The organism is Aggregatibacter actinomycetemcomitans (assembly GCF_023518055.1).
In the GTDB taxonomy this organism is placed as follows: Bacteria; Pseudomonadota; Gammaproteobacteria; order Enterobacterales; family Pasteurellaceae; genus Aggregatibacter; species Aggregatibacter actinomycetemcomitans.
The window spans coordinates 974,458-997,259 of record NZ_CP085096.1; the positions used below are offsets into that span (position 1 = coordinate 974,458).

Annotated in this window: 19 protein-coding genes; 8 read left to right on the plus strand and 11 right to left on the minus strand. The window is 44.9% G+C overall.

What is annotated here, in order from left to right:
• Positions 1-12: 12 nt before the first annotated feature.
• Both iscR and trmJ read right to left on the minus strand, forming a co-directional pair.
• Positions 13-486 (minus strand): Fe-S cluster assembly transcriptional regulator IscR, encoded by a 474-nt coding sequence (iscR, locus tag LIN98_RS05000; protein WP_005542255.1) that lies wholly within the window; start codon positions 484-486, stop codon positions 13-15.
• A 61-nt stretch (positions 487-547) separates the two neighbouring features.
• Positions 548-1,288 (minus strand): tRNA (cytosine(32)/uridine(32)-2'-O)-methyltransferase TrmJ, encoded by a 741-nt coding sequence (gene trmJ / locus LIN98_RS05005; RefSeq protein ID WP_014167662.1) that lies wholly within the window; start codon positions 1,286-1,288, stop codon positions 548-550.
• Positions 1,289-1,438: 150 nt separating this feature from the next.
• Here trmJ and suhB point away from each other — a divergent pair, with 150 nt between their 5' ends.
• Positions 1,439-2,239, plus strand: coding sequence for an inositol-1-monophosphatase (gene suhB / locus LIN98_RS05010; protein WP_005546635.1), 801 nt, complete (start codon positions 1,439-1,441; stop codon positions 2,237-2,239).
• Between the two features lie 52 nt (positions 2,240-2,291).
• On the opposite strand, the gene LIN98_RS05015 is transcribed toward suhB, so the two are convergent.
• The 5 genes from LIN98_RS05015 to LIN98_RS05035 all read right to left on the minus strand — a co-directional run bounded on the left by LIN98_RS05015 (position 2,292) and on the right by LIN98_RS05035 (position 10,074).
• Positions 2,292-4,403: a hypothetical protein gene (locus LIN98_RS05015; RefSeq protein WP_005567808.1), complete on the minus strand. Its 2,112-nt coding sequence runs from the start codon at positions 4,401-4,403 to the stop codon at positions 2,292-2,294.
• A gap of 278 nt (positions 4,404-4,681) precedes the next feature.
• Positions 4,682-5,728, minus strand: a complete 1,047-nt coding sequence (gene fbpC, locus LIN98_RS05020; protein ID WP_005567806.1) for a ferric ABC transporter ATP-binding protein — start codon at positions 5,726-5,728, stop codon at positions 4,682-4,684.
• Positions 5,729-5,743: 15 nt separating this feature from the next.
• Positions 5,744-7,801 (minus strand): ABC transporter permease, encoded by a 2,058-nt coding sequence (locus LIN98_RS05025; RefSeq protein ID WP_249856179.1) that lies wholly within the window; start codon positions 7,799-7,801, stop codon positions 5,744-5,746.
• A gap of 27 nt (positions 7,802-7,828) precedes the next feature.
• Positions 7,829-8,872, minus strand: coding sequence for an ABC transporter substrate-binding protein (locus LIN98_RS05030; RefSeq protein WP_005567805.1), 1,044 nt, complete (start codon positions 8,870-8,872; stop codon positions 7,829-7,831).
• Positions 8,873-9,033: 161 nt separating this feature from the next.
• A complete protein-coding gene (locus LIN98_RS05035) occupies positions 9,034-10,074 on the minus strand; it encodes an ABC transporter substrate-binding protein (RefSeq protein ID WP_005546642.1) in 1,041 nt (346 codons plus the stop codon).
• Positions 10,075-10,382: 308 nt separating this feature from the next.
• Between LIN98_RS05035 and udk the strand changes: the two genes are divergently transcribed.
• The 4 genes from udk to LIN98_RS05055 are packed head-to-tail and all read left to right on the plus strand — an operon-like array spanning position 10,383 to position 14,028.
• On the plus strand, positions 10,383-11,033 hold the full coding sequence (udk, locus tag LIN98_RS05040; RefSeq protein ID WP_005546644.1) for a uridine kinase: 651 nt from the start codon (positions 10,383-10,385) through the stop codon (positions 11,031-11,033).
• A gap of 9 nt (positions 11,034-11,042) precedes the next feature.
• Positions 11,043-11,627, plus strand: coding sequence for a dCTP deaminase (gene dcd, locus LIN98_RS05045; protein WP_005546646.1), 585 nt, complete (start codon positions 11,043-11,045; stop codon positions 11,625-11,627).
• A complete protein-coding gene (locus LIN98_RS05050) occupies positions 11,628-12,830 on the plus strand; it encodes an AsmA family protein (RefSeq protein ID WP_005589822.1) in 1,203 nt (400 codons plus the stop codon). It abuts the gene before it with no gap.
• 1 nt (position 12,831) lies between these two features.
• Positions 12,832-14,028 carry a sugar transporter gene (locus LIN98_RS05055; protein ID WP_148326140.1) on the plus strand — a complete coding sequence of 399 codons (1,197 nt, stop codon included), beginning with the start codon at positions 12,832-12,834 and terminating at the stop codon, positions 14,026-14,028.
• A 69-nt stretch (positions 14,029-14,097) separates the two neighbouring features.
• On the opposite strand, the gene der is transcribed toward LIN98_RS05055, so the two are convergent.
• Positions 14,098-15,630 (minus strand): ribosome biogenesis GTPase Der, encoded by a 1,533-nt coding sequence (der, locus tag LIN98_RS05060; RefSeq protein WP_005546651.1) that lies wholly within the window; start codon positions 15,628-15,630, stop codon positions 14,098-14,100.
• A gap of 287 nt (positions 15,631-15,917) precedes the next feature.
• On the opposite strand from der, the gene LIN98_RS05065 reads away from it, so the two are divergent.
• Together LIN98_RS05065 and LIN98_RS05070 are read left to right on the plus strand one after the other, a co-directional pair.
• Positions 15,918-16,901, plus strand: a complete 984-nt coding sequence (locus LIN98_RS05065) for a DnaJ C-terminal domain-containing protein (RefSeq protein ID WP_005546653.1) — start codon at positions 15,918-15,920, stop codon at positions 16,899-16,901.
• 22 nt (positions 16,902-16,923) lie between these two features.
• The gene (locus LIN98_RS05070) at positions 16,924-17,214 is read left to right on the plus strand and encodes a chaperone modulator CbpM (protein WP_005546655.1); all 291 of its coding nucleotides are present in this window, start codon (positions 16,924-16,926) and stop codon (positions 17,212-17,214) included.
• A 64-nt stretch (positions 17,215-17,278) separates the two neighbouring features.
• Here the strand turns inward: LIN98_RS05070 and purA are convergent, their stop codons facing one another.
• The 3 genes from purA to putP form a co-directional block, all read right to left on the minus strand.
• Positions 17,279-18,577 (minus strand): adenylosuccinate synthase, encoded by a 1,299-nt coding sequence (purA, locus tag LIN98_RS05075; RefSeq protein WP_014167665.1) that lies wholly within the window; start codon positions 18,575-18,577, stop codon positions 17,279-17,281.
• A gap of 87 nt (positions 18,578-18,664) precedes the next feature.
• Entirely contained in the window at positions 18,665-19,630 is a 966-nt protein-coding gene (gene cmoB, locus LIN98_RS05080; RefSeq protein ID WP_005567800.1) for a tRNA 5-methoxyuridine(34)/uridine 5-oxyacetic acid(34) synthase CmoB, read from the minus strand.
• Between the two features lie 13 nt (positions 19,631-19,643).
• Positions 19,644-21,164 (minus strand): sodium/proline symporter PutP, encoded by a 1,521-nt coding sequence (gene putP / locus LIN98_RS05085; protein WP_014167666.1) that lies wholly within the window; start codon positions 21,162-21,164, stop codon positions 19,644-19,646.
• 138 nt (positions 21,165-21,302) lie between these two features.
• On the opposite strand from putP, the gene rng reads away from it, so the two are divergent.
• Positions 21,303-22,778, plus strand: coding sequence for a ribonuclease G (gene rng, locus LIN98_RS05090; RefSeq protein WP_005541111.1), 1,476 nt, complete (start codon positions 21,303-21,305; stop codon positions 22,776-22,778).
• Positions 22,779-22,802 lie beyond the last annotated feature (24 nt).

The following is a 22,802-nucleotide window of genomic DNA, read 5'->3' on the forward strand; positions in this document are numbered from 1 at the left end:
TTTGGTGGGTCATTAGCCGTTTACCACGACTAAATTTTCAAAATTCTGATTTTTATTAGGGGAGGCAACGCCCTGTTGTCTGCCTTTTTGTTGGAGTACTAATTCTTCCAAGGTAATTTCACTTAAGAAATCTTCAATGCGTTGACTCAATTTTTCCCATAAGGAATGGGTTAGGCATTCGGAACCGTTGCTACAGTTGCCATGTCCAAGGCAAGCTGTCGTTTCAATATTTTCGTTGACGGCAGTAATAATCATCGCAATGGAAATCTCACTTGGTGCAAAGCCCAATTTGTAACCGCCGCCCGGTCCGCGCACGCTTTTCACCACATTGTGCCGACGCAGTTTGGCAAACAATTGTTCTAAGTAAGATAAAGAAATATGTTGTCGTTCGGAAATATCAGACAAGCTCACAGGACCATCATTGGCATAAAGAGCAATGTCTAAAATTGCGGTTACCGCATAACGACCTTTGGAAGTTAATTTCATGTTTTTGTGTTCCTAATAAAATTATGAATGCGAAAAATCTTTACATTGTTGACTTATTTAGTCAACTATTATCCCTGTCAAGATTTAAGTTTTTTTCTACCGCACTTAACATACCAAGCAGAATGTTTAATTCTGTTTTTTCTATCCCTGCACGGTTGTATAAACGTCTTAGCCTTTGCATAACGCCCTGATTCTGAATGAACCCAACAGAACGATAAAGCTGCTCCGTATGGCTAAAAAAATATTCTAATTCCTCCATCTGCGGGTAAATATTCGCGTTATTGCGGATATTTTGGGAAGGTGATGCAATCGTTTGAGTCAAATATGCCATTCTGATTTCATAAGCGATTAATTGCACCGCCATGGCAAGATTAAGTGAGGTATAATCGGGATTAGCGGGAATAGTCACATGATAGTGGCATTTGAGTAATTCTTCATTAGTTAAGCCGACGCGTTCGCGCCCGAACACAATGGCGACTTTCCCGTTTGTTGCGTAAGCAACGGCTTTTTTGCCGCACTCACGCGGTTCAATAAGCGAATTCTGCAAATGGCGCAATCTTGCGCTGGTACCGATGACTAAAGAGCAATCGGCGACCGCTTGTGAAAAGCTTTCCGCTGTGACCGCACTTTTCACCACATCTTCCGCACCGGCGGCAAGGGCGATAGCCTGATCATCCTCGCTTTGTTTCGGCGCGACCAACACTAAATCCGTTAATCCCATTGTCTTCATTGCCCGTGCAGCAGAACCGATGTTGCCGCTGTGTGAGGTTTCAATTAAAACAATCCGAATATTTTTTAACATTATTTTTACTACATGATTTAATATATTAGCTATTCTAACATAATACCCTTTATTTTTAGTCAACAATTCTAGAGATTTTTCTGATAGCTATTTCCTTATAAACTGCTTATAATTTGAGATCCGATTGTTCTTTAAAATCTGGTGGAATTTATGAATCCAATGTTAAATATCGCGATTCGTGCAGCACGAAAAGCGGGCAATATTATTGCGAAAAACTATGAGCGTCGTGACGATATCGAAACGATGGAAAAAAGTAAAAATGATTATGTGACGAATGTTGATAAAGCGTCTGAAGCAGCGATTATCGAAGTCATCAAAAAATCCTATCCGGAACATACCATCATTACCGAGGAAAGTGGTGCACTGGAAGGGAGCGATAATGACGTGCAATGGGTGATTGATCCGCTGGATGGCACCACCAATTTCGTGAAAGGCTTACCGCATTTTGCCGTTTCTATTGCCATTCGTGTTAAAGGCCGCACCGAAGTGGGCGTGGTTTATGATCCAATCCTTAACGAACTTTTCACTGCCGTGCGTGGCGAAGGCGCAAAATTAAACGAATTACGTTTACGCGTTGAAAACAAACGCGATTTAAACGGCGCTATTTTAGCCACCGGTTTTCCGTTCAAACAAACCAAATATATGTCGATGCAATTCAACATGATGCAAAGCCTGATTGCCGACGTGGCGGATTTCCGTCGTGCAGGCTCCGCTGCGTTGGATCTTTGCTATGTTGCGGCAGGTCGCGTCGATGGCTATTTTGAGTACGGTATCAAAGCTTGGGATGTGGCGGCAGGCGATTTAATCGTGCGTGAAGCGGGCGGCATCGTCACCGACTACAACGCCGGTCATGCCTATTTGAAATGCGGCCATATCGTGGCAGCCGCTCCGCGGGTTTTAAAAGAAATCCTCGGCAAAATCCAACCTGCTGTTGCCGACGACTTAAAATAAGATTTAAAACGACCGCACTTCAAATAAAGTGCGGTCGTTTTCTTTGGTGTTTTTAGTTGTTCGGTTTTTCGATTTGATTTGGTTGAACTGCTTCTTGTTTTTCACCCTCTGATTGAGGCGGTATTTCCACTTGCGGTTTTACTTCCTCCGCTTCCTCTTGCGGTTCAACTTCTTCCGTTTGTTTTAATATTTCCTGCCGGATTTCTTCCTCGGTTTTGCCGTTAATAAACGTGCCTTTGTCGGTTTTTTCCAGTTTAATTACGTAATTATCCTTGTCTTCCAGGAACAACGGCGAAAGTGTGTCTTCCGGTTTTATTTCCATTTGAAGTTGTTGCCAGAATGGCGAGTCATTTTTGATTTTTAGGCTTTGCTCATTGGTATCGTCGATTAAGCCCTTATTAAGGGTGATACTGAGTGAGCCTCTGAGGTTTTGGTCGAGTGTATCCAATGGTGTTTGGTTATCTTGTTGTGATTTAATCGCGCCGTTGATATCCAGTTTAAGCGGATAGGCTTTGGTACCAGGATAGGTGTTCAAATTCAGCGTAATTGTTGAGTTGTCTATGCTTAAATCTAATCCTTTCCATTGGTTTTCAATATATTTTTCTATGGTTTCTGAGGTGAAATAGGCAGAACACAGTGGCGCTGCCAGACCGGAACAAAATTGCGCTTCTGCCAGTTTCGGGTAATTGTTGACGGTAAGTGGAAGACTGACGGCAAGATCTTCAATTTGTATTTGTGCTTCAGGTAGTGCCAGTTTTTGCATGGAAAGTGTGGATGCGCCGCGATATTGATGGTTTTCTTCCATTGATTGGCTTTTTACGGATAAGTTCCCAGACACAACATTGCCATAATTGAATGATTGCAATGCAATTTCCGCGTTGCTATTGCCACCGGATTCTTTTGCCCATTTCTCTTTCAATTTTAACAAGACTTTGTTGTCTTCTTTCGGTGGGGTTTTTACCGTGAAGGAATCCAGATAAAAAGGAATGAATGCTAACTCATTTTCCAAGTTGTAATTTTCCAAGTGATAGATAATTTTGGCGCCTTTCGCCTGCCATTGCTTGTTTTGATCTTCCGGTGTTTGTTTGACGTTACCGACATTAAGTTGCAGATTAATATCTGCATTGTCGAGATGACGATTGTCCATTTTGAGGCTGAAGGTCGTGTCATTCAAATTGAAATAAGGTTTTTGATTTTTCGGGGCTTCAACGGATTTTACGGTAAGCGAACCTTTGAGCTCTTCATTTTGGGTCAACACGGCAACCAAAAAATTGACGGCATTTTTTATGCCTTGGTTATCATTGGTGAGTTTTTTAAATTCATCGGCAAAATCGACCGCACTTTTCACGCCTTGTTGGGTGAGATTGAGGGATAATCCGTTAATGGTGGTCTGGCTTTCTTCTGTGGGGCGTTCTTTGTTGGCAACGCGGAGAATATCACTGCTGAATTTGGTGGTTAAATCGCGCTGTTGTGCTTCTTCGTTTTTCTTAATATCAAACTGATATTTCGCACTTTTAAGCTGAATTTTAGTATTTTCACCGTTCATTAAATTTAATTCGGCATTTTTTATGTTAAGTTCAATGGAGGAAATATCATATTGATTATCACCCACAGGTACGAAATGAAACTGCCCGTTAATTTGTTCCAGTTTGCTGTTTTTATCGTAATTGAAGCCGCTTAAATCGGTTTTAATGTTGACATCTTTGTTTTCTGCGTTGAAATTTAGGGTAACGGCAAGGTTTTGTGATTTATTGGTGAAGTCACGGAATCCGGTTAACACATACGATTGCAGGTAATCTCCCATCGGCGAGAATTTACTGTTAATGGTATTTTTATCAATAGTGATGTTGAGATTTTTGTTTAATTGGTGCACCAGTTGATCGGACAGTTTGGATTCCGCTGTGATAAAAAACGGGAGAGCAGTAAGCTTGGCAGAAATCACATCGGTGGTTTTGCCATCAGGATTTTCAAGGCTAAAGGTTAAATGGCGGCTGAAAAAATTGTTATTCGTTTCGGTTACATTGAGGCGAAGTTGATTATCCAAGGAATAAGGGAATTTTTGTAGCACCTGCTCCACTTGTTGATTGGTGTAAATTTGTGCACCGCTACCGATAGCAACGATGATAGCGGCAAGTGTTAACGTGACTTTTCTTTTTTTGCTCATGTTGTCCTCAAGTTTGAATTTTATCGGTTCCCCAAAGGGGAACACCTATACCCAACCATAGGTAATTTATTACCTATGACAGTTTCTAAAACGTCGTAAATGATTACTCATAAATCACAAAAAGTGATTTATTCGCCCCTATGGGGCCGCTGGCAGAGCCAACGTTCAAAAAACGTTGTTTTTTGTGCCCGCACTTAAGGCTTGTGTGCTCATTAAAACACACAAGCCCTAATCTTTTGAATACAAAGTGCGGTTAAAATTTCAATTATTTTTTAATTTTATTCATTTTTTAACAGGAAAACCCCTTGTTCGGAAAGTTGAATATAAGCTTCCTGCAATGTCGGGTTGAAGTGTTCCGGGCGGCTGTTAATCAACAAATCTTTGCCGTGCCATTGCGCCACCACTTCCCAATGGTTACCCATGTACACCGCACTTTTAATGGTGCAACGTTGGGCTTCGCTGCCGGTTTCGGAAAGATAAACCGCTTCCGGACGAATCCCCACCAGGCAATCACTATCTGCCAAATGAAATTGTGCAGCGTCTTTCAGGGTTAACCCATAGCCGTCAATATTGACGGTGTTACCTTGCAATTTTGCCGGGAAAATGCTGGATTCACCCATGAAGTTGGCAAGAAATAGCGAGTTCGGGCGTTGATAAAGATCTTTCGCAGACGCTTTTTGCATAATTTTGCCTTTGTTCATTACGATAACTTCATCAGACACCGCGAAGGCCTCCGTTTGGTCGTGGGTCACATAAAGCGAAGTGATGCCGAGACTTTGTTGTAATTCACGGATTTTTTCACGCATAGCGCGACGTAAGTTGGCATCCAGGTTACTTAGCGGCTCATCGAACAATAACACTTTTGGTTTGAGCACAAGCGCACGGGCAAGTGCCACACGTTGCTGTTGACCGCCTGAGATCTGATCCACATAGCGCTCTTCAAACCCGGCTAGATCCACCAATTCCAAGGCTTCTTTCACCCGCTGTTTACGTTCTTCTTTGCTCACGTTTTGCATACGCAAGCCGTAGCCCACGTTATCGCCGATGCTCATGTGCGGGAATAAGGCGTAGGACTGGAACACAATACAAATATCGCGGTTTTGAATGGAGGATTTGGTGACGTCTTCGCCGTCAATAAAAATTTGACCGGATGTCGGGTTTTCCAAGCCTGCAACCAAGCGTAAAACTGTAGTTTTACCGCAACCGGACGGACCGAGCAGGGTGACCATGGTGCCACGTTTAATGGTTAAATCCAAATTATCAATGACGACGGATTTGCCGAAAGATTTGGTGATATTTTTTAATACTAAGAAATCATTGTTCATATTTTTACCTACAACTTAATTCATTTTTTTCGCTTTGGAACGGGAAATGCGGGTGTCACCGACAATCCAGTCGAAGAATAAAATAATCGCCATCATTACCACGATTAAGAGGGAACCATATGCTATCGCGATACCATACTCGCCGTCTTCTACGCGGTTTAAGATATATGAGGTAGCTACCCTGGTATCTGCAGTAACTAAGAAGACAATCGCACTAACAGTTGTCATTGCACGAACAAAGCTTGTTACTAACGCAGATAGCAGCGCCGGTTTTAATAGCGGGAAAACAATAAAACAAATTGTTTTGAATGAGCTGCCTTTAAGAGATAAAGAGGCTTCATCTAATGATTTGTCTAATTGCCCTAAACCTGCAATTGCAGCACGCATACCTACAGGCATATTACGCATGATCATTGATAGAATAACAATGAGGCTGGTACCTGTAATGTAAATAGGCGCGTCATTAAAGGCAAGAATATAAGATACACCGGCTACCGTGCCCGGTACGGCAAAGCAAAGCAAAGTGAGAAACTCTAATGTTTTCTTACCTTTAAATTCTCTTCGTACAGTAATGTATGCAATTAATAAACCAAACAATGCAGTGATCGGTGCAGCTGTAGCTGCGAAGATAACGGTTTGAATCAATGATGGCCATGCTCCATCGCTGAAGCCTTGTCCAAATAAGGTAATGTAATTTTTCAGTGTTAGAGTGTAGTTTACACCCCAGTTTACGGTGAAACTACCGTAGAAAATACTACCGTACAATAATATGTTAAATACTACCCAACCCCCTAAAATAAAGGTAATGGCGTATTTCATTGTGGTTGGTAATTCTTGTACATCACCTCGATAAGATTTACCTGATACAGTTGTATAGGAACGATTGCCTATCCACCAATATTGGATGATAAAGATACCTAAAGAAAAGACTAACAATATTGTACCCAAGGTACTTGCAGAGGCGTAGTCCAGTTGGGAACCGGCTATATAGAAATAAATTTGTGATGATATAACATCAAAACTACCACCTAAAACTAATGGTGTACTAAAGTCAGCGATAGACTGGATCGCAACGACTAAGAATGAATTAGCTAATGCCGGTTTCAATAATGGGAAAATAATATTAAAGAAAGTTTGATAGCGATTAGCTCTTAACGTATAGGAAGCTTCCTCAATAGATGGATGAATAGACTTTAATGCCCCTTCTAAGATCATAAAAGACATTGGTGTTAATGCAAGAGTATGGGCAATAACAATACCTGTGAACCCATATAACCAATTACTATCAAATCCCAAGTATTCGACTAGATACCGGGTAATGTAACCGGAGCGTCCTAACATTAGAGTTACCCCTAATCCAACTACAAATGGTGGGGTGACAATAGGTAATATAGAGAATATTTTACCTATTACGGCACTACGTTTGGCAATTCTTGTTGTGTATAACGCGAATATCAAACCAAATGCTGTAGCGAGTACGCCTATTGTGCCGGCAACAGACAGTGAGTTTAGGATGATTCTGACAACATAAGGCTGCTTTATAATATCTATGACTTGCCCGGGAACAAAATCTGTCCCTTTATAGAACATTGATATAAAGATCGCCAATGTTGGATAAACGATAAAAAAGAATATTAATAGGACAATGCTAATTAAAGAGCCAATGATGAATTTATCACTTTGCATGACTTTCATTTTGGCAAGTGCATTCGTAGAAACTCCGATTAGTGCTATGGTGAGAACAAAAATAGAATAGCCCAAACTGATTTTTGCAATTGTGGCTGAGACCATCACAAATCCAAAAATTATACAGGATAAAATGAACTCTATTTTTCCCTGATACACAGCTCCTTTCTGTTTACATAGACGAGAAAATATAGGAATAAGGAATAATGAACCAAACCATAGCCAACTTAAATTAGGTTGACTCCACCCCATTGCGGCAAGTATTTCATCCGAAGTGGAATCCGATATTCCGTAATATAATGCCAATGATGGCAGGAAAATAAAGCCTGCCATTGCTAACATTACCCAAAAGAGATTGGAATTGAGAAAATTATACTGCTTTCTCATAAAGCCTCCGTTTCCAGGTTTACAATTTTATTTATTTAATTTGACTTCATGTACCCAACGATCAATCAAACGACTCCGTACATCGGAAGAACCAAATTTATCAAAATCATATTTAATTAAATTCAATTCATTTGATTTTAATGCGTAAGGAGAACCCTCGGCATTTATATTGGTTAAAATATGGTGAGATTGTCCTGTTTTCCAAGAGAGTTCTTGAGACTCTTTAGACATAGCCCAGTCAACAAATAATTGAGCATTTTTTAAATTACGGGCGTTTTTAATAATGCTTACACCGCCTAGCTCGTAACCGGTACTTTCGCAAGGTACGATGACTTCAATTGGCGCGCCATTTTGTTTTTCAAAAGAATAATTTTGTAAGAATCCAATTCCTACTGTGGTTTCCCCACGGGCTAAATTATGTGCGGGAACCGTCCCTGCTTTTGGATACTGAGAAATATTTTTATCAAGATCTTTTAAATAGTTAAATGCAGCATCTTCGCCCCAAAGTTGAACAAAAGTGGCAATAGCAGTATATGCGGTTCCTGCGCTTTGAGGATCTGAAATTTGAATTTCATTTTTGAATCTTGGATCTAATAAATCTTTCCAACATTTTGGAACATCAGTAATACCAAGTTTCTTTAATTTCTCTGTATTAACACCAAAACCCAGAACTCCCATATAAACAACAGAGCTATAGTTGCCTTTACGGCGCCCCGGGTCTTTGAATTCCGGCATAACTTCCTTCAATAAAGGAGATTGATATGCTGTTAATAAATCCATTTCAGCTGCCTGTGAGTGGGGATCAAACGTTCCGCCATACCATACATCGGCTTGTGGATTATTGGTTTCTGCTTTTATTTTGGCTAGGGTGCTTCCTGAACTATTACGGATAAAAGTGGCATTTACATCGTATTTTTTAGCAAAAGCTTGGACCTGAGTTTCACACACTGAATTCTGCGCACTGCAATAGACGACTAATCGCCCTTCAGCGAGGGCATTAGTTGAGAAAAAAATGCCACTAAGTACGGTTGCAGATGCGGATACTGTTAATGCGATTTTCGAGAGTTTCATTTGAACACTCCTGTGTTTTTTATTTTATGATGGCGTGCGTCTCCTGACGCGTGTCCTCGGGATAGTGATAAGCGTGTGTCAGGAGACGCACTATCAAACTGCCCCTACGAATAAAAGTGCGGTTAAAAAAACACATGGATTTTTAACCGCACTTTTCAGCGCTATTTCGCTAATTTTACCTCTTGTACCCATTTTTCAATCAGGGCTTTTCGTTGTTCGCTGGCGCCGTATTTTTCAAAGTCGTAATTAATAAGGTTGAGTTTGTTCGGGTCAAACGCTGTTGGAGATTGTTCTGCGGTGGTGTTAGTTAGAATTTGTAAGGAATCCCCTTGTTTCCATGCCAATTCCTGCCCTTCTTTGGATAACGCCCAATCCACGAACAATTTGGCATTGTCGAGGTTGCGCGCGCCTTTCAAGATGCTCACGCCGCCTAATTCATAACCGGTGCCTTCACACGGAACCACCAATTCCAACGGTGCACCTTGGCGCTTTTCCAGAGCATAATCGTGTAAGAAACCGATTCCTACTGCGGTTTCGCCACGGGCGGCGTTACGGGATGGGGTGACGCCGGATTTGGTGTATTGGGAAACGTTCGGATGTAAGGCTTTTAAAAAATCAAAGGCTTGTTCTGTGCCCCACAATTGTACGAAAGTAGCTAACGCAGTGTAAGCAGTACCTGCGCTTTGCGGATCGGCAATTTGTACTTCACCTTTAAAACGTGGATCCGTTAGGTCTTTCCAGCATTTCGGTATGTCTTTAATACCTAACTTTGCAAGACGTTCGGTGTTCACACCGAAGCCCAAAATCCCCATGTAAATGGCGGAGACGTAGTGACCTTTGGTTTTTGCCGGATCGCGGAAGCGTTCTATGATTTCGTCAATGTGTTTGGATTGATAAGGCTCAATCAAACCGAGTTCGGCAGCTTGTGCTTGCGGATCGAAAGTACCGCCGAACCAAACATCTGCTTGCGGGTTATTTTTTTCTGCTTCCACTTTGGCGAAGGTGCTGCCGGAACCGTTGCGGATGAAGGAGGTTTTTACATCATATTTTTCGCTAAAGGCTTTGGTAGTGGTTTCACATAAAATGTTCGTTGCACTACAGTACACCACCAAGCGCCCTTTGGCGGTTGCCGCTTGTGAGGCGAGTAATCCGCCGGCTAAAAGTGCGGTGGAAATGGCGAGAGAAAGTGATTTTAATTTCATACGAATAACCTCTTTAATTGTCCATGAGATATAAAAATTTAATGCCAACCTGCGTTGGCATTTTGTTTTAGGTTATGAAGAATATTAACGAAATTTTTTCAGAATTAATGTGATAATTCTCACAAAAACAATAATTTTATGGAGTGAATTTATCGTTTCAGCTTCTGATTGTAGAAATTTTGTTTATCTATGTTGCTGTAAGGCAGCTGAATTCTAGACAGTAGCTCTATAAAAATCGGATTTTTTTCTTTATAATTCCCCGAATTTATTTACGTGCCTATTACACGCCAAAAGGGAAGGAAATCGGTATGTCAGATACTCAAAATTCATCTTGTATTATTATCGCCATCGCGGGGGCGTCCGCCTCCGGAAAAAGCTCTATTGCGTCCACTGTTCATAGAGAACTGTGCAATGAATTAGGCTGCGAAGAAATCGGCATTATTGCGGAAGACAGTTATTACAAAGATCAAAGCCATCTGGAAATGGCAGAGCGGGTGAAAACCAATTATGACCACCCCAATTCTATGGATCGCGATTTGCTCATTCAACATTTGAAATCCCTCAAGGTCGGCAATGCCGTCGATATTCCTGTTTATAGCTATGTTGAACATACTCGTACCGACGACGTCACCCATTTCACCCCGAAAAGAATCGTGATTTTAGAAGGCATTTTGTTATTAACCGATGAACGTGTGCGTCAGTTGGCGGATATTTCCGTGTTCGTAGATACGCCGCTGGATATTTGCTTTATTCGTCGTTTGCAGCGTGACATGGAAGAGCGAGGGCGTTCTCTGCAATCGGTGATCGACCAATATCGCGCCACCGTGCGCCCGATGTTCCTGCAATTTATCGAACCGTCCAAACAATATGCCGATATTGTAATCCCACGCGGCGGCAAAAACCGCATTGCCATCAATATGTTAAAAGCGCAAATTATGCAGTTATTAAGCCGAAAATAGGAGGCGCCCATGAGATTATGTGATACCGACATTGAACGTTATCTGGATGAAGGGCTAATCTCCCTCAATCCGCGCCCGTCGAACGATAAAATTAATGGCGCCACAATTGATGTGCGTTTGGGCAATTCCTTCCGCGTATTTCGTGAACATTCCGCCCCTTACATTGATTTGAGCGGTCCGAAAGAAGAAGTGTCGGCGCAGTTGGAATCGGTCATGAGCGATGAAATGATTATCGGTGATGACGAAGCCTTCTTTTTACATCCCGGCGTGCTGGCGCTTGCCACGACTTTGGAATCAGTAAAACTGCCGGCGAATATTATCGGTTGGCTGGACGGGCGTTCTTCTTTGGCGCGTTTGGGGTTGATGGTACACGTCACCGCCCATCGTATCGACCCAGGCTGGGAAGGCAAAATCGTGTTGGAATTTTACAATTCCGGCAAATTACCGTTAGCGTTACGCCCGAATATGATTATCGGCGCCTTGAGTTTCGAAGTGTTAAGCGGACCGGCGGCGCGTCCGTACAGCAGCCGCAAAGACGCAAAATACAAGAACCAACAAAATGCCGTTGCCAGCCGCATTGATGAGGACAAATAAATGAAAAAGATCGCAATTATTACTGTGGTCGTCATACTTGCGATCTTTGCATTTTTTGATGTCCAAATTCAGAAACTGGAAACGGTGGTTTCCGCGAAACTGGCGCAACATGAAACCCAATTTCAAGTATTTAGTCTAGGGTTTTTCCCACAACCTTACCTTGCTTTTGAAAACGTTAAACATAACCAAATCAGCATTGAAAAACTGACCGGTAAATTTCCGTTATCCGCGTTGTTTTCTGGGAATGTCAAATTACAGGCGCTGGAAATCCAAAACGCCAAATGGTCTAAAAACGCGCAGAATAGCGCCGATATTCAAATGCGTTTTTCCGATTTCTCCCTTGATAATATTTCTTCCGATGGCATTGTCTTTAGCGGCGATAATTCAGTTACGGTGGAATTGGCAAAACCCTTGTACGGCAACAATAAAATGTTTAATTTTCGTTTTATTAATGGCGTGCTTCAGCGTAGCGACGAGCGAGAATTTACGGCGCAGTTCGATCATGCCGTTTTAAATGAAGAAACTTTAGGCTTTATTCAGGCGGATTTGGATTTATCCCAATACACCAAGCACCTGACCGCAGACATTAATTCTTACTGCCTGCCTGATTCGCCTTGTACCGCACGCTTGGATTATGTCAGTGAGCCGGAAAAAAGTGCGGTCGGTTTTTCCGCTAAAAATTATCCGCTGGAACGCCTGCTAACCTGGCTCACCTTCCCGAAAACCATTACCGGCAATGCCGATGTGGACATCGCCGTGCAATTCGCCCATTCCCAAATTATCGACGGTAAATTCTATTTTGATGCGAGAAACGGCGAATTATTGGGGCTAAATTTGCTGGAACTGGCAGGACGACATTTGCCGATTAACTGGGATGTTTCAGCGTCAAAAGACAGATATAATACTAATACCAAATACGACCGGATGACCAGTAGCTTCCGTTTACAGGGGCATCAACTTGATATTGAAAAAATGATCTTGAAAACCACCGCACTTTTAGGTGAGGGGCGTGGTCGGGTGAATTTGCAATCCATGCAATGCTATGTTGACCTGAACCTTCGTCCAACCGATGAAAAATATACGGACATTGTGCTACCGATTCATTTCTTTAATAGTTGCTATTCGCCGCAATATGAAGTGAATATCGACAAAGCATTTCGCAATAAAATCAAAGAACTTCTTCGACGTAAATTAAAACCATAATATGGTCTCTTTAAAAATTGTGCGACGCCTGAAATTTTTTCGCGTTGTGTTATTGGCATTTGCCGCGTTTATTTTCAACACCACCGAATTCTTACCCGTCGCCTTGTTATCCGACATTGCGCAAAGTTTTGAAACCCCGGTGCAGCAAGCAGGGCTGATGATCACCGTTTATGCCTGGATTGTTTCCCTGATGTCGCTGCCGTTTATGTTAATGACAGCAAAACTGGAACGGCGCAGCCTGCTGATTAAACTCTTTATTGTGTTTGTCGCCAGCCATATCCTTTCCGTTGTGGCGTGGGATTTTTGGATTCTGCTGTTATCCCGTATCGGCGTGGTGTTTACCCACGCAATTTTCTGGTCCATTACCACATCCCTTGCGGTGCGGGTGGCACCGAAAGATAAAAAAGCACAGGCGATCGGGTTGCTGGCAATGGGTAGCGCGTTGGCGATGGTGCTAGGCTTGCCCCTTGGACGGGTTATCGGACAGTATTTTGGTTGGCGTGAGGCATTCGGCATTATCGCGTTCCTGGCGTTTGCCGTGTTAGTATTGCTTTATCGCTTCCTGCCGCACTTGGCGAGCCTCAATGCCGGTTCGTTGAAATCCGTTCCTTTGCTGTTTAAACGTCCGCTGCTGGTAGGATTATATGTGCTGACCATTCTGATTATTTCGGCGCATTTCACCGCTTACAGTTATATTGAACCGTTTATTGTGCGTATCGGCGCAATGAGCGATAGCACCGCCACGGCGATCTTATTGATTTTTGGCTTATCGGGCATTACCGCCAGTTTGTTGTTTAACCGCTTTCACCGTTTCGCACCGGCAAAATTTTTGTTGAGCACCATGGCTATTTTAGTCCTTTCTCTGCTGCTGTTATTGCCGTTCAGTCAAAATCAAATCGCCATGTTCCTGTTGGCGTTTATTTGGGGCGTAGGCATTTCCGGTATCGGTTTAAGTTTGCAGGTGCGGGTGTTGCAACTGGCACCTGATGCCACCGATGTGGCAATGGCGATTTATTCGGGGCTTTATAATATCGGTATTGGCGGCGGCGCATTATTAGGCAACCAAGTCATGCAACATCTCGGACTTGCCAACATCGGCTTCTCAGGCGCCTTGTTTGCAGCGCTTGGGTTGATGTTGTTTGTGTCTATCCATTTTCGTTATGGAAAAGCTAGTAGCGAAAATTTAACGCATTTATAATGAACCGAATTATTCATTAATAGATTAGAGAATATAAAAGTGCGGTGATTTTCCACCGCACTTTTTGCTTTATCTTTTCGCTTTCTTAATAAACTTCATCAAACGTTTACGCTTACGTAATTGGTTCGGTGTGAGTTTATTGCGTCTGCCGGCAAACGGGTTGTTGCCTTCCTGGAATTGCAGGCGAATCGGCGAGCCAATGATTTTCAGGCTACGACGGAAATGGTTGGACAAATAACGCTTATAAGAATCCGGTAATTTATCCACTTGGTTGCCGTGAATTACAATAATCGGCGGGTTGTAACCGCCGGGGTGGGCGTATTTGAGTTTTACCCGACGACCGCTAATCATCGGCGGTTGATGTTCCTCCGTGGCGATTTGCAGAATGCGCGTCAGCATGGAGGTAGTCATCTTTTGCGTGGCGCATTCGTAGGCTTCTTTGATGGAATCAAACAAATTGCCGACGCCGCTGCCGTGTAAGGCGGAAATAAAATGCACGCGGGCGAAATCAATGAAATCCAAACGGCGATCCAGTTCCGATTTCACCCGATTTTTTACTTCTGTATCCAAACCGTCCCATTTATTTACCACGATAACCAGCGAGCGCCCGGCGTTTAAAATAAAGCCGAGCAGGGATAAATCCTGATCAGAGATGTTTTCGCGCGCGTCGATGACCAGCAGCACCACATTGGCATCCTGAATGGCTTGCAGGGTTTTGATAACGGAGAATTTTTCCACCGCTAAATGTACTTTGCCCCGTTTACGCACGCCGGCGGTGTCGATTAGGGTGTAATCCTGATTGTCGCGTTCCATGGGAATATAAATGCTGTCGCGGGTGGTGCCAGGCAAGTCGTAAACTACCACGCGATCTTCGCCTAAAATGCGGTTGGTCAGCGTGGATTTACCGACGTTCGGGCGCCCTACAATGGCGATTTTGATATTTTTCTTGTCGGGCGTCTGTTCCTGCGCCAGCTCTTCGTCTAAAAGTGCGGTGTCTTCTTCATTTGAAAAATCAAAATCCTCGTCCCATTCGTCGAATTCGGCAGTGTCGGCATCATTGGAAGAAACGTCGGGATTTTCCACTGCACTTTCTTCCGTCATTTGCTCTGCCAGCGGGCTGAGTACCTGTTCCATTAAACTCACAACGCCGCGCCCTTGAGAAGCGGCGATTTGGGCAACGTCGCCCAAGCCTAATTGGTAAAATTCGGCGCAGTGGGAATCCGCATCAATGCCGTCCACTTTATTGGCGACCACCACGGTGGTTTTGTTTTGGCGTTGGCGTAAATAATTGGCGATGCCAATGTCCGCCGACGTTAATCCTGCGCGGGCATCCACCAAAAAGAGAACAATATCCGCCTCTTCAATGGCGAGCAGCGATTGCTCCGCCATTTTTTCTTCTACACCTTCTTCCGTGCCGTCGATACCGCCCGTATCAATGACGATAAAATCATGGCCGGCAAGGTGGGCATGACCATATTTGCGATCGCGGGTTAAACCGGGAAAATCGGCGACGAGGGCGTCGCGGGTACGGGTCAGACGATTGAATAGCGTGGATTTGCCGACATTCGGGCGACCCACCAAGGCAACTACGGGAGTTGTCATAAAAACCTCTCATAAATGAAATGTGCCACGGGAAGATTGATATCGGCACTTGAAAAACGGCAGGCATTATAGCGGATTTTAGCCATGATGAGAAATGACAAGGCTTTGGCGTGATAATTTATTTCTAAAAATCACTTTAAAAATTTTCTGTCGGCATTATATTAACCAGGTGAAATTTTATACTGGTCATCTCATCAATTCATTAAATGCTCTGAGTCGTTCTTGTACTTAGCGGCGAATCAAACCGAATAATATAATTTATAAACATTAAGCAATTAAGGATAACTATGGCAAAACAAAATTATTACGAGATATTAGGCGTGGATAAAAATGCCGATCTCGATGCAATTAAAAAAGCGTATCGCAAATTGGTGCGCAAATATCATCCCGATGTCAGCAAAGATCCTGACGCGGTGCAAAAAACCGCCGAGGTGAATGAGGCTTATGAAACCTTGAAGGATACGCAGAAACGGGCGGAATACGATGAAATGCTGGCAAACCCGTTTGGGCGCGCAGGGCAAGGTAATCCGCTCGGCGGTGCTTATCAGGGCAATCCGTTTGAAGGCGCGTATGACGATGGCAGTGGCTTCCGCCGTTATGAATTCCATAGTGGTGCGGGCGGTGAGCCGTTCGGTCAGGGGGATTTCCACTTTGAGGATTTATTCTCCGCTTTCGGTCGTCGCGGTCAGCAACAATCACAAACGCGCCAAACCGGTCCGATAAAAGGCGAGGATCAACACGCCGAACTCAGCATTGATATTTCGGCGGCGTATCACGGTGCGGAGCGTTCTTTAAGTCTGAATATGCCGACCATTGACGAGCACGGGAGAATTATTCAGCAAACCAAAACCCTGAATGTGAAAATTCCGAAAGGGATTGCCGAAGGGCAACAAATCCGCTTGTCAGGTCAGGGCTTACCGGGCATCAACGGCGGTACAAACGGTGATTTGTATTTGAAAATCCGTTTCCATGAACAGCCGGATCTCTATGTGAAAAACAAAAAAGACGTTTGTCAGACTATTGATATTTTCCCATGGCAGGCAGCGTTGGGCGGTAAAACCGTGGTATCCACTATTGCCGGAAAAATGCAAATCAATCTGCCGACGAACAGCCAAAGCGGTAAAAGCATTCGTTTGAAAGGCAAAGGTATTCCGGCAAAAGAAGCGGGCGATTTGTATTTGAATATTCGCATTGTGGTACCGACAGTGGAAAATGACGCGGATCGTGCCGCATGGGAACAATTAAGCGCGCATTTTGCCGCGAAGGCGTAACATCAAGTAAGGAATTTACGTTATGAAACAAAATATTGATATTAAACTGAGTTTTAGTGAAATGTTGAATGTGTGCGCCGGTGAGCGGCAGTGGTTGCTGGCATTGATTGACGAAGGAATTATTTCCGTGGAAGGGCAGCCGGAACAGGCAGTATTTAGTGGCTTTCAAATGGCGCGCGTTCGTCGCGCTCATCGTTTAAGCCATGATTTTGAAGCCAGCGTGCCTGCTTTGAGTTTGATTATGCAACTACTTGATGAGGTGGAGGAATTGCGTAAGCAAACGCGCTCCATTTCGTTGTTAAGCGATCATTAAAAAACATTTGAAAAACACACCGCACTTTGAAAGTCTGAAAGTGCGGTCGTTTTTCTATGCGTTTTTACACGGCAAATGGGTCTTGCAGAATCATGGTTTGTACGCGATCCGGTCCGGTGGAAAGAATGGCTACCGGTACGCCGGTGACTTCTTCGATGCGTTTGATGTAGTCGCGGCAGGTTTGCGGCAATTGGTTAACATCGGTGATGCCGAAGGTGTTTTCTTTCCAGCCCGGCAAGGTTTCGTAAATCGGTTCAACGCCTTCCCAATCTTTCGCGGCGAGCGGGGCGTATTCCACGATGTCACCGTTCGGCATTTTGTAGCCGACGCAGATTTTCACTTCATCGAAACCGTCCAGCACGTCTAATTTGGTCATGCAGAAACCGGAAATGGAGTTCAGTTGAATAGCGCGACGAATTGCCACCGCGTCAAACCAACCGCAACGACGCGGACGACCGGTAACCGCGCCGAATTCGTTACCTTTACGGGCGATTTCAGCACCTGTTTCATCAAATAATTCCGTAGTGAACGGACCGCCGCCCACGCGGGTGCAGTAGGCTTTGATGATTCCCAACACATAATCCAGATTGCGCGGACCGAAACCGGAGCCTGTCGCTACGCCGCCGGCGGTGGTGTTGGAGCTGGTTACATACGGATAGGTGCCGTGGTCGATGTCCAACATGGTGCCTTGCGCGCCTTCAAATAAGATGTTGTCGCCGTTTTTGCGTGCGGTATCTAAGATGGTGGTGATGTCGGCGACCATGCCGGTGATAATATCGGCAACGGCGAACACGTCATCTAAGGTTTTTTGATAATCAACGGGTTCGACTTTGTAGTAATTGACCAGTTGGAAGTTGTAGTAATCGAGGATATTTTTGAGTTTTTCGGCGAAGGCGGCGCGATCGAATAAATCTCCTACGCGTAAACCGCGACGTGCCACTTTGTCTTCATAGGCAGGGCCGATACCGCGTCCGGTGGTGCCGATGGCCTTTTTGCCCAACGCCGCTTCACGGGCGTGATCCATGGCAACGTGATAGGGCAGAATTAACGGACAGGCTTCGGAGATTAATAAACGGTCGCGCACATTCACGCCACGACTTTCCAGTTCGCTCATTTCCTGCATGAGTGCCGCAGGGGAAAGCACCACGCCGTTACCGATTAAACAGGTGACATTATCGCGCAGGATGCCTGATGGAATTAAACGTAGAACGGTTTTTTCACCGTTGATGATTAAGGTATGACCGGCATTATGACCACCTTGGTAGCGCACCACATATTTCACGCGATCGGTGAGCAGGTCAACGATTTTCCCTTTGCCTTCATCGCCCCACTGAGCGCCGAGAACGACAACACTTTTACCCATAATTTTCTGCCTTTTTTAGCTTGAGGTTATAAAAATCAACGGTTGCCTACTTTACTCTTTTCGGCTTGGAATCTCAATGCAACTCCTTTATTTATTCGCCAAAAGGACCGCCCTTTTAGGCGCGGGATAGCCTTCGATGGTTCTGCAATAATCATTGGGATCGAGAAAATCCGCCAGTGATTCATTTTCCAGCCAGTCGGTTTTGCGCTGTTCTTCCAATGAGGTTACCGCCACATCCACACAACGCACATGATTAAAACCAGTTTTTTGTAACCAATGAATTAACGCGGCAACGGAAGGAATGAAATACACATTTTTCATTTTGGCATAGCGATCCATCGGCACTAACACAGTGTTTTTGTCGCCATCCACCACTAAGGTTTCCAGCACTAATTCGCCGCCTTTAACCAGTTGGGCGCGCAGTTGGGAAAGATGATCCAACGGCGATTTGCGGTGATACAGCACGCCCATGGAAAACACCGTATCAAACGCCGCTAGGGGCTGCATTTGTTCAATGCCGAGAGGAATCAGATTGGCGCGGCGATCGTCGTTTAGCAATTTACGCACTGCTTCAAATTGGCATAAAAACAGTTCCGTCGGATCAATGCCGACCACCATTTTCGCCCCTTCACCCACCATGCGCCACATGTGATAACCGCTGCCGCAGCCGACATCTAAAATAATGCGATCCTGCAACGGTGCAAGATGGGGCAGCACGCGATCCCATTTGAAATCGGAGCGCCATTCGCAATCCACATGAATGCCAAGCAAATCATAGGGGCCTTTACGCCACGGCATGAGCTGTTTGAGGTGGTGCACAATACGTTGCCGTTCGCCTTCGGAAAGAGGAGAAACGCTTTCAGATTTGACCGCACTTTTCAAGTCAATGCGGGATGCTGCTAAGTGCGGTAGAAATTCCAAGACTTTTGCCCATTTGGCATAGTCGCCATGGGTTTGTTGCTGCCATTGTTTGAGTTGCAGGGGCAGCGTTTCAAGCCATGGCGAAAGGTTGGTGGTGGCGATTTGTTGATAAAAAGGACGAAAATCGATCATTTTGCTATCTCGCTTATAAAGCTTCTTTGTACGCCTTTTGGGCTTTGTCAAAGGTGTCGGTAATTTCCGCATCCGGTTTTGCCGACAGCAACGAAACCACGAAAATAGCAACGGTTGCCAGTAAAAAGCCCGGAATCATTTCATAAACCTGAGCCAATTCCGTGTCTTGCGGCAACCATTTTTTCCATGCAATCACGGTGATGGCACCGGTCAACATGCCTGCCATGGCGCCCGAGGATGTCATGCGTTTCCAGAATAAGGAAAATAACACGACGGGTCCAAAAGCACTGCCGAAGCCCGCCCAAGCGAATTCCACCAGTTTTAACACCAGGCTTTTTTCATCTTGTGCAATCCAAATAGCAATGCCGGCAATCACCAACACCATGGCGCGACCAAGCCAGATAAGTTCTTTTTCCGACGCTTTCGGGCGAATGAAGCCTTTGTAGAAATCTTCTGTAATCGCCGTGGAGGAAATGAGTAATTGCGCACTTAAGGTACTCATTACCGCTGCAAGAATAGCGGATAGCAACACGCCGGCAATCCACGGGTTAAACAGAATGCGGGATAATTCAATGAAAACCTGCTCCGGTTCTTTATTGACCAGGGCAGCCGATTCAGTGCCGGCGTCGGCGTAAAAATAAATTATGCCGAAGAAGCCGATAGCGATAGCGCCCACCAAACAAAGCATCATCCAGGTCATGCTGATTTTGCGTGCGTTGTTGAGAGAATGGACGGAATCTGCCGCCATGAAACGGGCGAGAATATGCGGTTGTCCGAAATAGCCCAAGCCCCAAGCGGCAAGACTTAGCAAGCCGACGGTGGAGGTGCCGCGGAATAAATCCGTAAAGTCTTTTTGCGCGCTAATTTCCGCTTGTTGTAAGACGTTTTGCAACTCGTCAATGCCGCCAATGGAAATCACCACGAAAACCGGCGTGAGCAATAACGCGAAAATCATTAACGTGGCTTGAATGGTGTCCGTCCAGCTGACGGCAAGGAAACCGCCGATGAAGGTGTAAATGATGGTGGCGAGCGCGCCGTACCAAAGTGCGGTGGAGTAGTCAATTAAAAACAGATTGCGGAATAATTTCGCACTGGCAACCACGCCCGAGGCGCAATAAATAGTGAAAAACACCAGAATAATGGTGGCAGAGACGATCTTCAATAAGTTATGGGACGTGCCGAAACGGTGATGAAAATATTCGGGCAGGGTTAAAGCGTTATTATTGAATTCTGTGTAAACGCGCAGACGACCGGCGATAAACAGCCAGTTCAGGTACGCACCGAGGGTTAAACCGATGGCGATCCACCCTTCAACCAAACCGGATAAATAAACTGCGCCGGGCAAGCCCATTAACAGCCAGCCGGACATATCGGAAGCGCCGGCAGACATGGCGGTGACGAAACTACCCAAACGGCGACCGCCGAGAATGTAGTCGGAGAAATTTTGGGTGTAATAGTAAGCGGCAATCCCGATACCGAGCATGCCGACGATATAAATAACAAATGTGATAATTGTTGGATCTAATCCAAACATCGTACCAACCTTAGTACATAGACTGCTGAAAAATGTGAAAAGAGGCGCATTTTACCGCATTTGCCCCTATTATTCTATTTTCCTTTTCGTTAGACTTATTAGACGAAAAAAATTAGCAAACTTAAGAGCAGGGACATTATGGATTCGGTCGAATTATTGGTCAATGTGACACCCAACGAAACTCGCATTGCCCTTGTAGAAACAGGTATATTAAAAGAAGTACATATTGAACGCCAAGGCAAACGCGGTATTGTGGGAAACATTTATAAAGGGCGCGTGACCCGCGTGCTGCCGGGAATGCAGTCGGCGTTTGTGGACATCGGCTTGGAAAAAGCCGCCTTTTTGCACGCCTCAGACATCGTCTCACACACTGAATGCGTGGATGAAAACGAACAAAAGCAATTTGTGGTAAAAGACATTTCCCAGCTGGTGCACGAGGGGCAGGATATTGTCGTGCAGGTGGTGAAAGATCCTCTCGGCACCAAAGGCGCGCGCCTTACTACGGACATTACGCTGCCTTCCCGCTATTTGGTGTTCATGCCGGAAAACAGCCATGTGGGCGTATCGCAACGCATTGAAAGCGAGGAGGAACGCGCCCGCTTGAAAGAACTGGCGCTGCCGTTATGCGACGAGTTAGGCGGCTTTATTATTCGCACCGCTGCCGAAGGCGCAAGTGAGCTGGATTTACAACAAGACGCGGAATTCCTGAAACGTTTATGGCGCAAAGTGCTGGAACGCCGCGCTAAATACCCGACCCGCTCCATGTTATACGGCGAACTGGCGCTTACCCAGCGCATTTTGCGCGATTTCATCGGCGCCAAATTAGATCGCATTCACATTGACTCCCGTCTCTGTTTCAATGAAGTCAAACAATTCACCGAAGAATTCATCCCGAACCTCACCGACAAACTGATTTTATACGCGGGAAATCAACCGCTCTTTGATGTCTATAGCGTGGAAACGGGCATTCATAACGCGTTGGATAAACGGGTGAATCTCAAATCCGGTGGCTATTTGATTATTGAACAGACAGAAGCCATGACCACCATCGACATTAACACCGGCGCTTTCGTGGGGCATCGCAATCTGGAAGAAACCATTTTCAATACCAACATCGAAGCTACCAAAGCCATCGCCCAACAGCTCCAACTGCGCAATCTCGGTGGCATCATCATTATCGATTTTATCGATATGCAAAAAGAAGAACACCGCACCCGCGTGTTGGAATCCTTGCAGGAAGCCCTTGCCGGCGACCCGGTGAAAACCAATGTCAATGGTTTCACTCAGTTGGGGCTGGTGGAAATGACCCGCAAACGCACCCGCGAAAGTTTGGAGCGCGTGCTATGCGGCGATTGCCCCGCCTGCCAAGGGCGTGGACGGGTGAAAACCGTGGAAACCGTGTGCTATGAAATCATGCGCGAAATCATTCGCGTACACCATGTATTTGCCAGCGAACAATTCGTGGTTTATGCCTCTCACGCCGTCGCCGATTATCTGATTAACGAAGAATCCCACGGCTTACTGGCTGAACTGGAAGTGTTCATCGGCAAACAAATCCAAGTAAAAACTGAAGTGTTTTATACTCAGGAACAGTTTGATGTGGTGGTTATGTAGCCTTGACGATGTAAAAGTGCGGTG

Bases quoted from the DNA above. Each gene is read 5' to 3' on its own strand.
- LIN98_RS05015 (WP_005567808.1), bottom strand. From the start codon at position 4,403: ATGAGCAAAAAAAGAAAAGTCACGTTAACACTTGCCGCTATCATCGTT.
- udk (WP_005546644.1), top strand. From the start codon at position 10,383: ATGTCAGATACTCAAAATTCATCTTGTATTATTATCGCCATCGCGGGG.
- fbpC (WP_005567806.1), bottom strand. From the start codon at position 5,728: ATGAACAATGATTTCTTAGTATTAAAAAATATCACCAAATCTTTCGGC.
- LIN98_RS05030 (WP_005567805.1), bottom strand. From the start codon at position 8,872: ATGAAACTCTCGAAAATCGCATTAACAGTATCCGCATCTGCAACCGTA.
- der (WP_005546651.1), bottom strand. From the start codon at position 15,630: ATGACAACTCCCGTAGTTGCCTTGGTGGGTCGCCCGAATGTCGGCAAA.
- LIN98_RS05025 (WP_249856179.1), bottom strand. From the start codon at position 7,801: ATGAGAAAGCAGTATAATTTTCTCAATTCCAATCTCTTTTGGGTAATG.
- LIN98_RS05055 (WP_148326140.1), top strand. From the start codon at position 12,832: ATGGTCTCTTTAAAAATTGTGCGACGCCTGAAATTTTTTCGCGTTGTG.
- trmJ (WP_014167662.1), bottom strand. From the start codon at position 1,288: ATGTTAAAAAATATTCGGATTGTTTTAATTGAAACCTCACACAGCGGC.
- LIN98_RS05070 (WP_005546655.1), top strand. From the start codon at position 16,924: ATGAAACAAAATATTGATATTAAACTGAGTTTTAGTGAAATGTTGAAT.
- LIN98_RS05050 (WP_005589822.1), top strand. From the start codon at position 11,628: ATGAAAAAGATCGCAATTATTACTGTGGTCGTCATACTTGCGATCTTT.
- purA (WP_014167665.1), bottom strand. From the start codon at position 18,577: ATGGGTAAAAGTGTTGTCGTTCTCGGCGCTCAGTGGGGCGATGAAGGC.
- suhB (WP_005546635.1), top strand. From the start codon at position 1,439: ATGAATCCAATGTTAAATATCGCGATTCGTGCAGCACGAAAAGCGGGC.
- dcd (WP_005546646.1), top strand. From the start codon at position 11,043: ATGAGATTATGTGATACCGACATTGAACGTTATCTGGATGAAGGGCTA.
- LIN98_RS05065 (WP_005546653.1), top strand. From the start codon at position 15,918: ATGGCAAAACAAAATTATTACGAGATATTAGGCGTGGATAAAAATGCC.
- putP (WP_014167666.1), bottom strand. From the start codon at position 21,164: ATGTTTGGATTAGATCCAACAATTATCACATTTGTTATTTATATCGTC.
- rng (WP_005541111.1), top strand. From the start codon at position 21,303: ATGGATTCGGTCGAATTATTGGTCAATGTGACACCCAACGAAACTCGC.
- LIN98_RS05035 (WP_005546642.1), bottom strand. From the start codon at position 10,074: ATGAAATTAAAATCACTTTCTCTCGCCATTTCCACCGCACTTTTAGCC.
- iscR (WP_005542255.1), bottom strand. From the start codon at position 486: ATGAAATTAACTTCCAAAGGTCGTTATGCGGTAACCGCAATTTTAGAC.
- cmoB (WP_005567800.1), bottom strand. From the start codon at position 19,630: ATGATCGATTTTCGTCCTTTTTATCAACAAATCGCCACCACCAACCTT.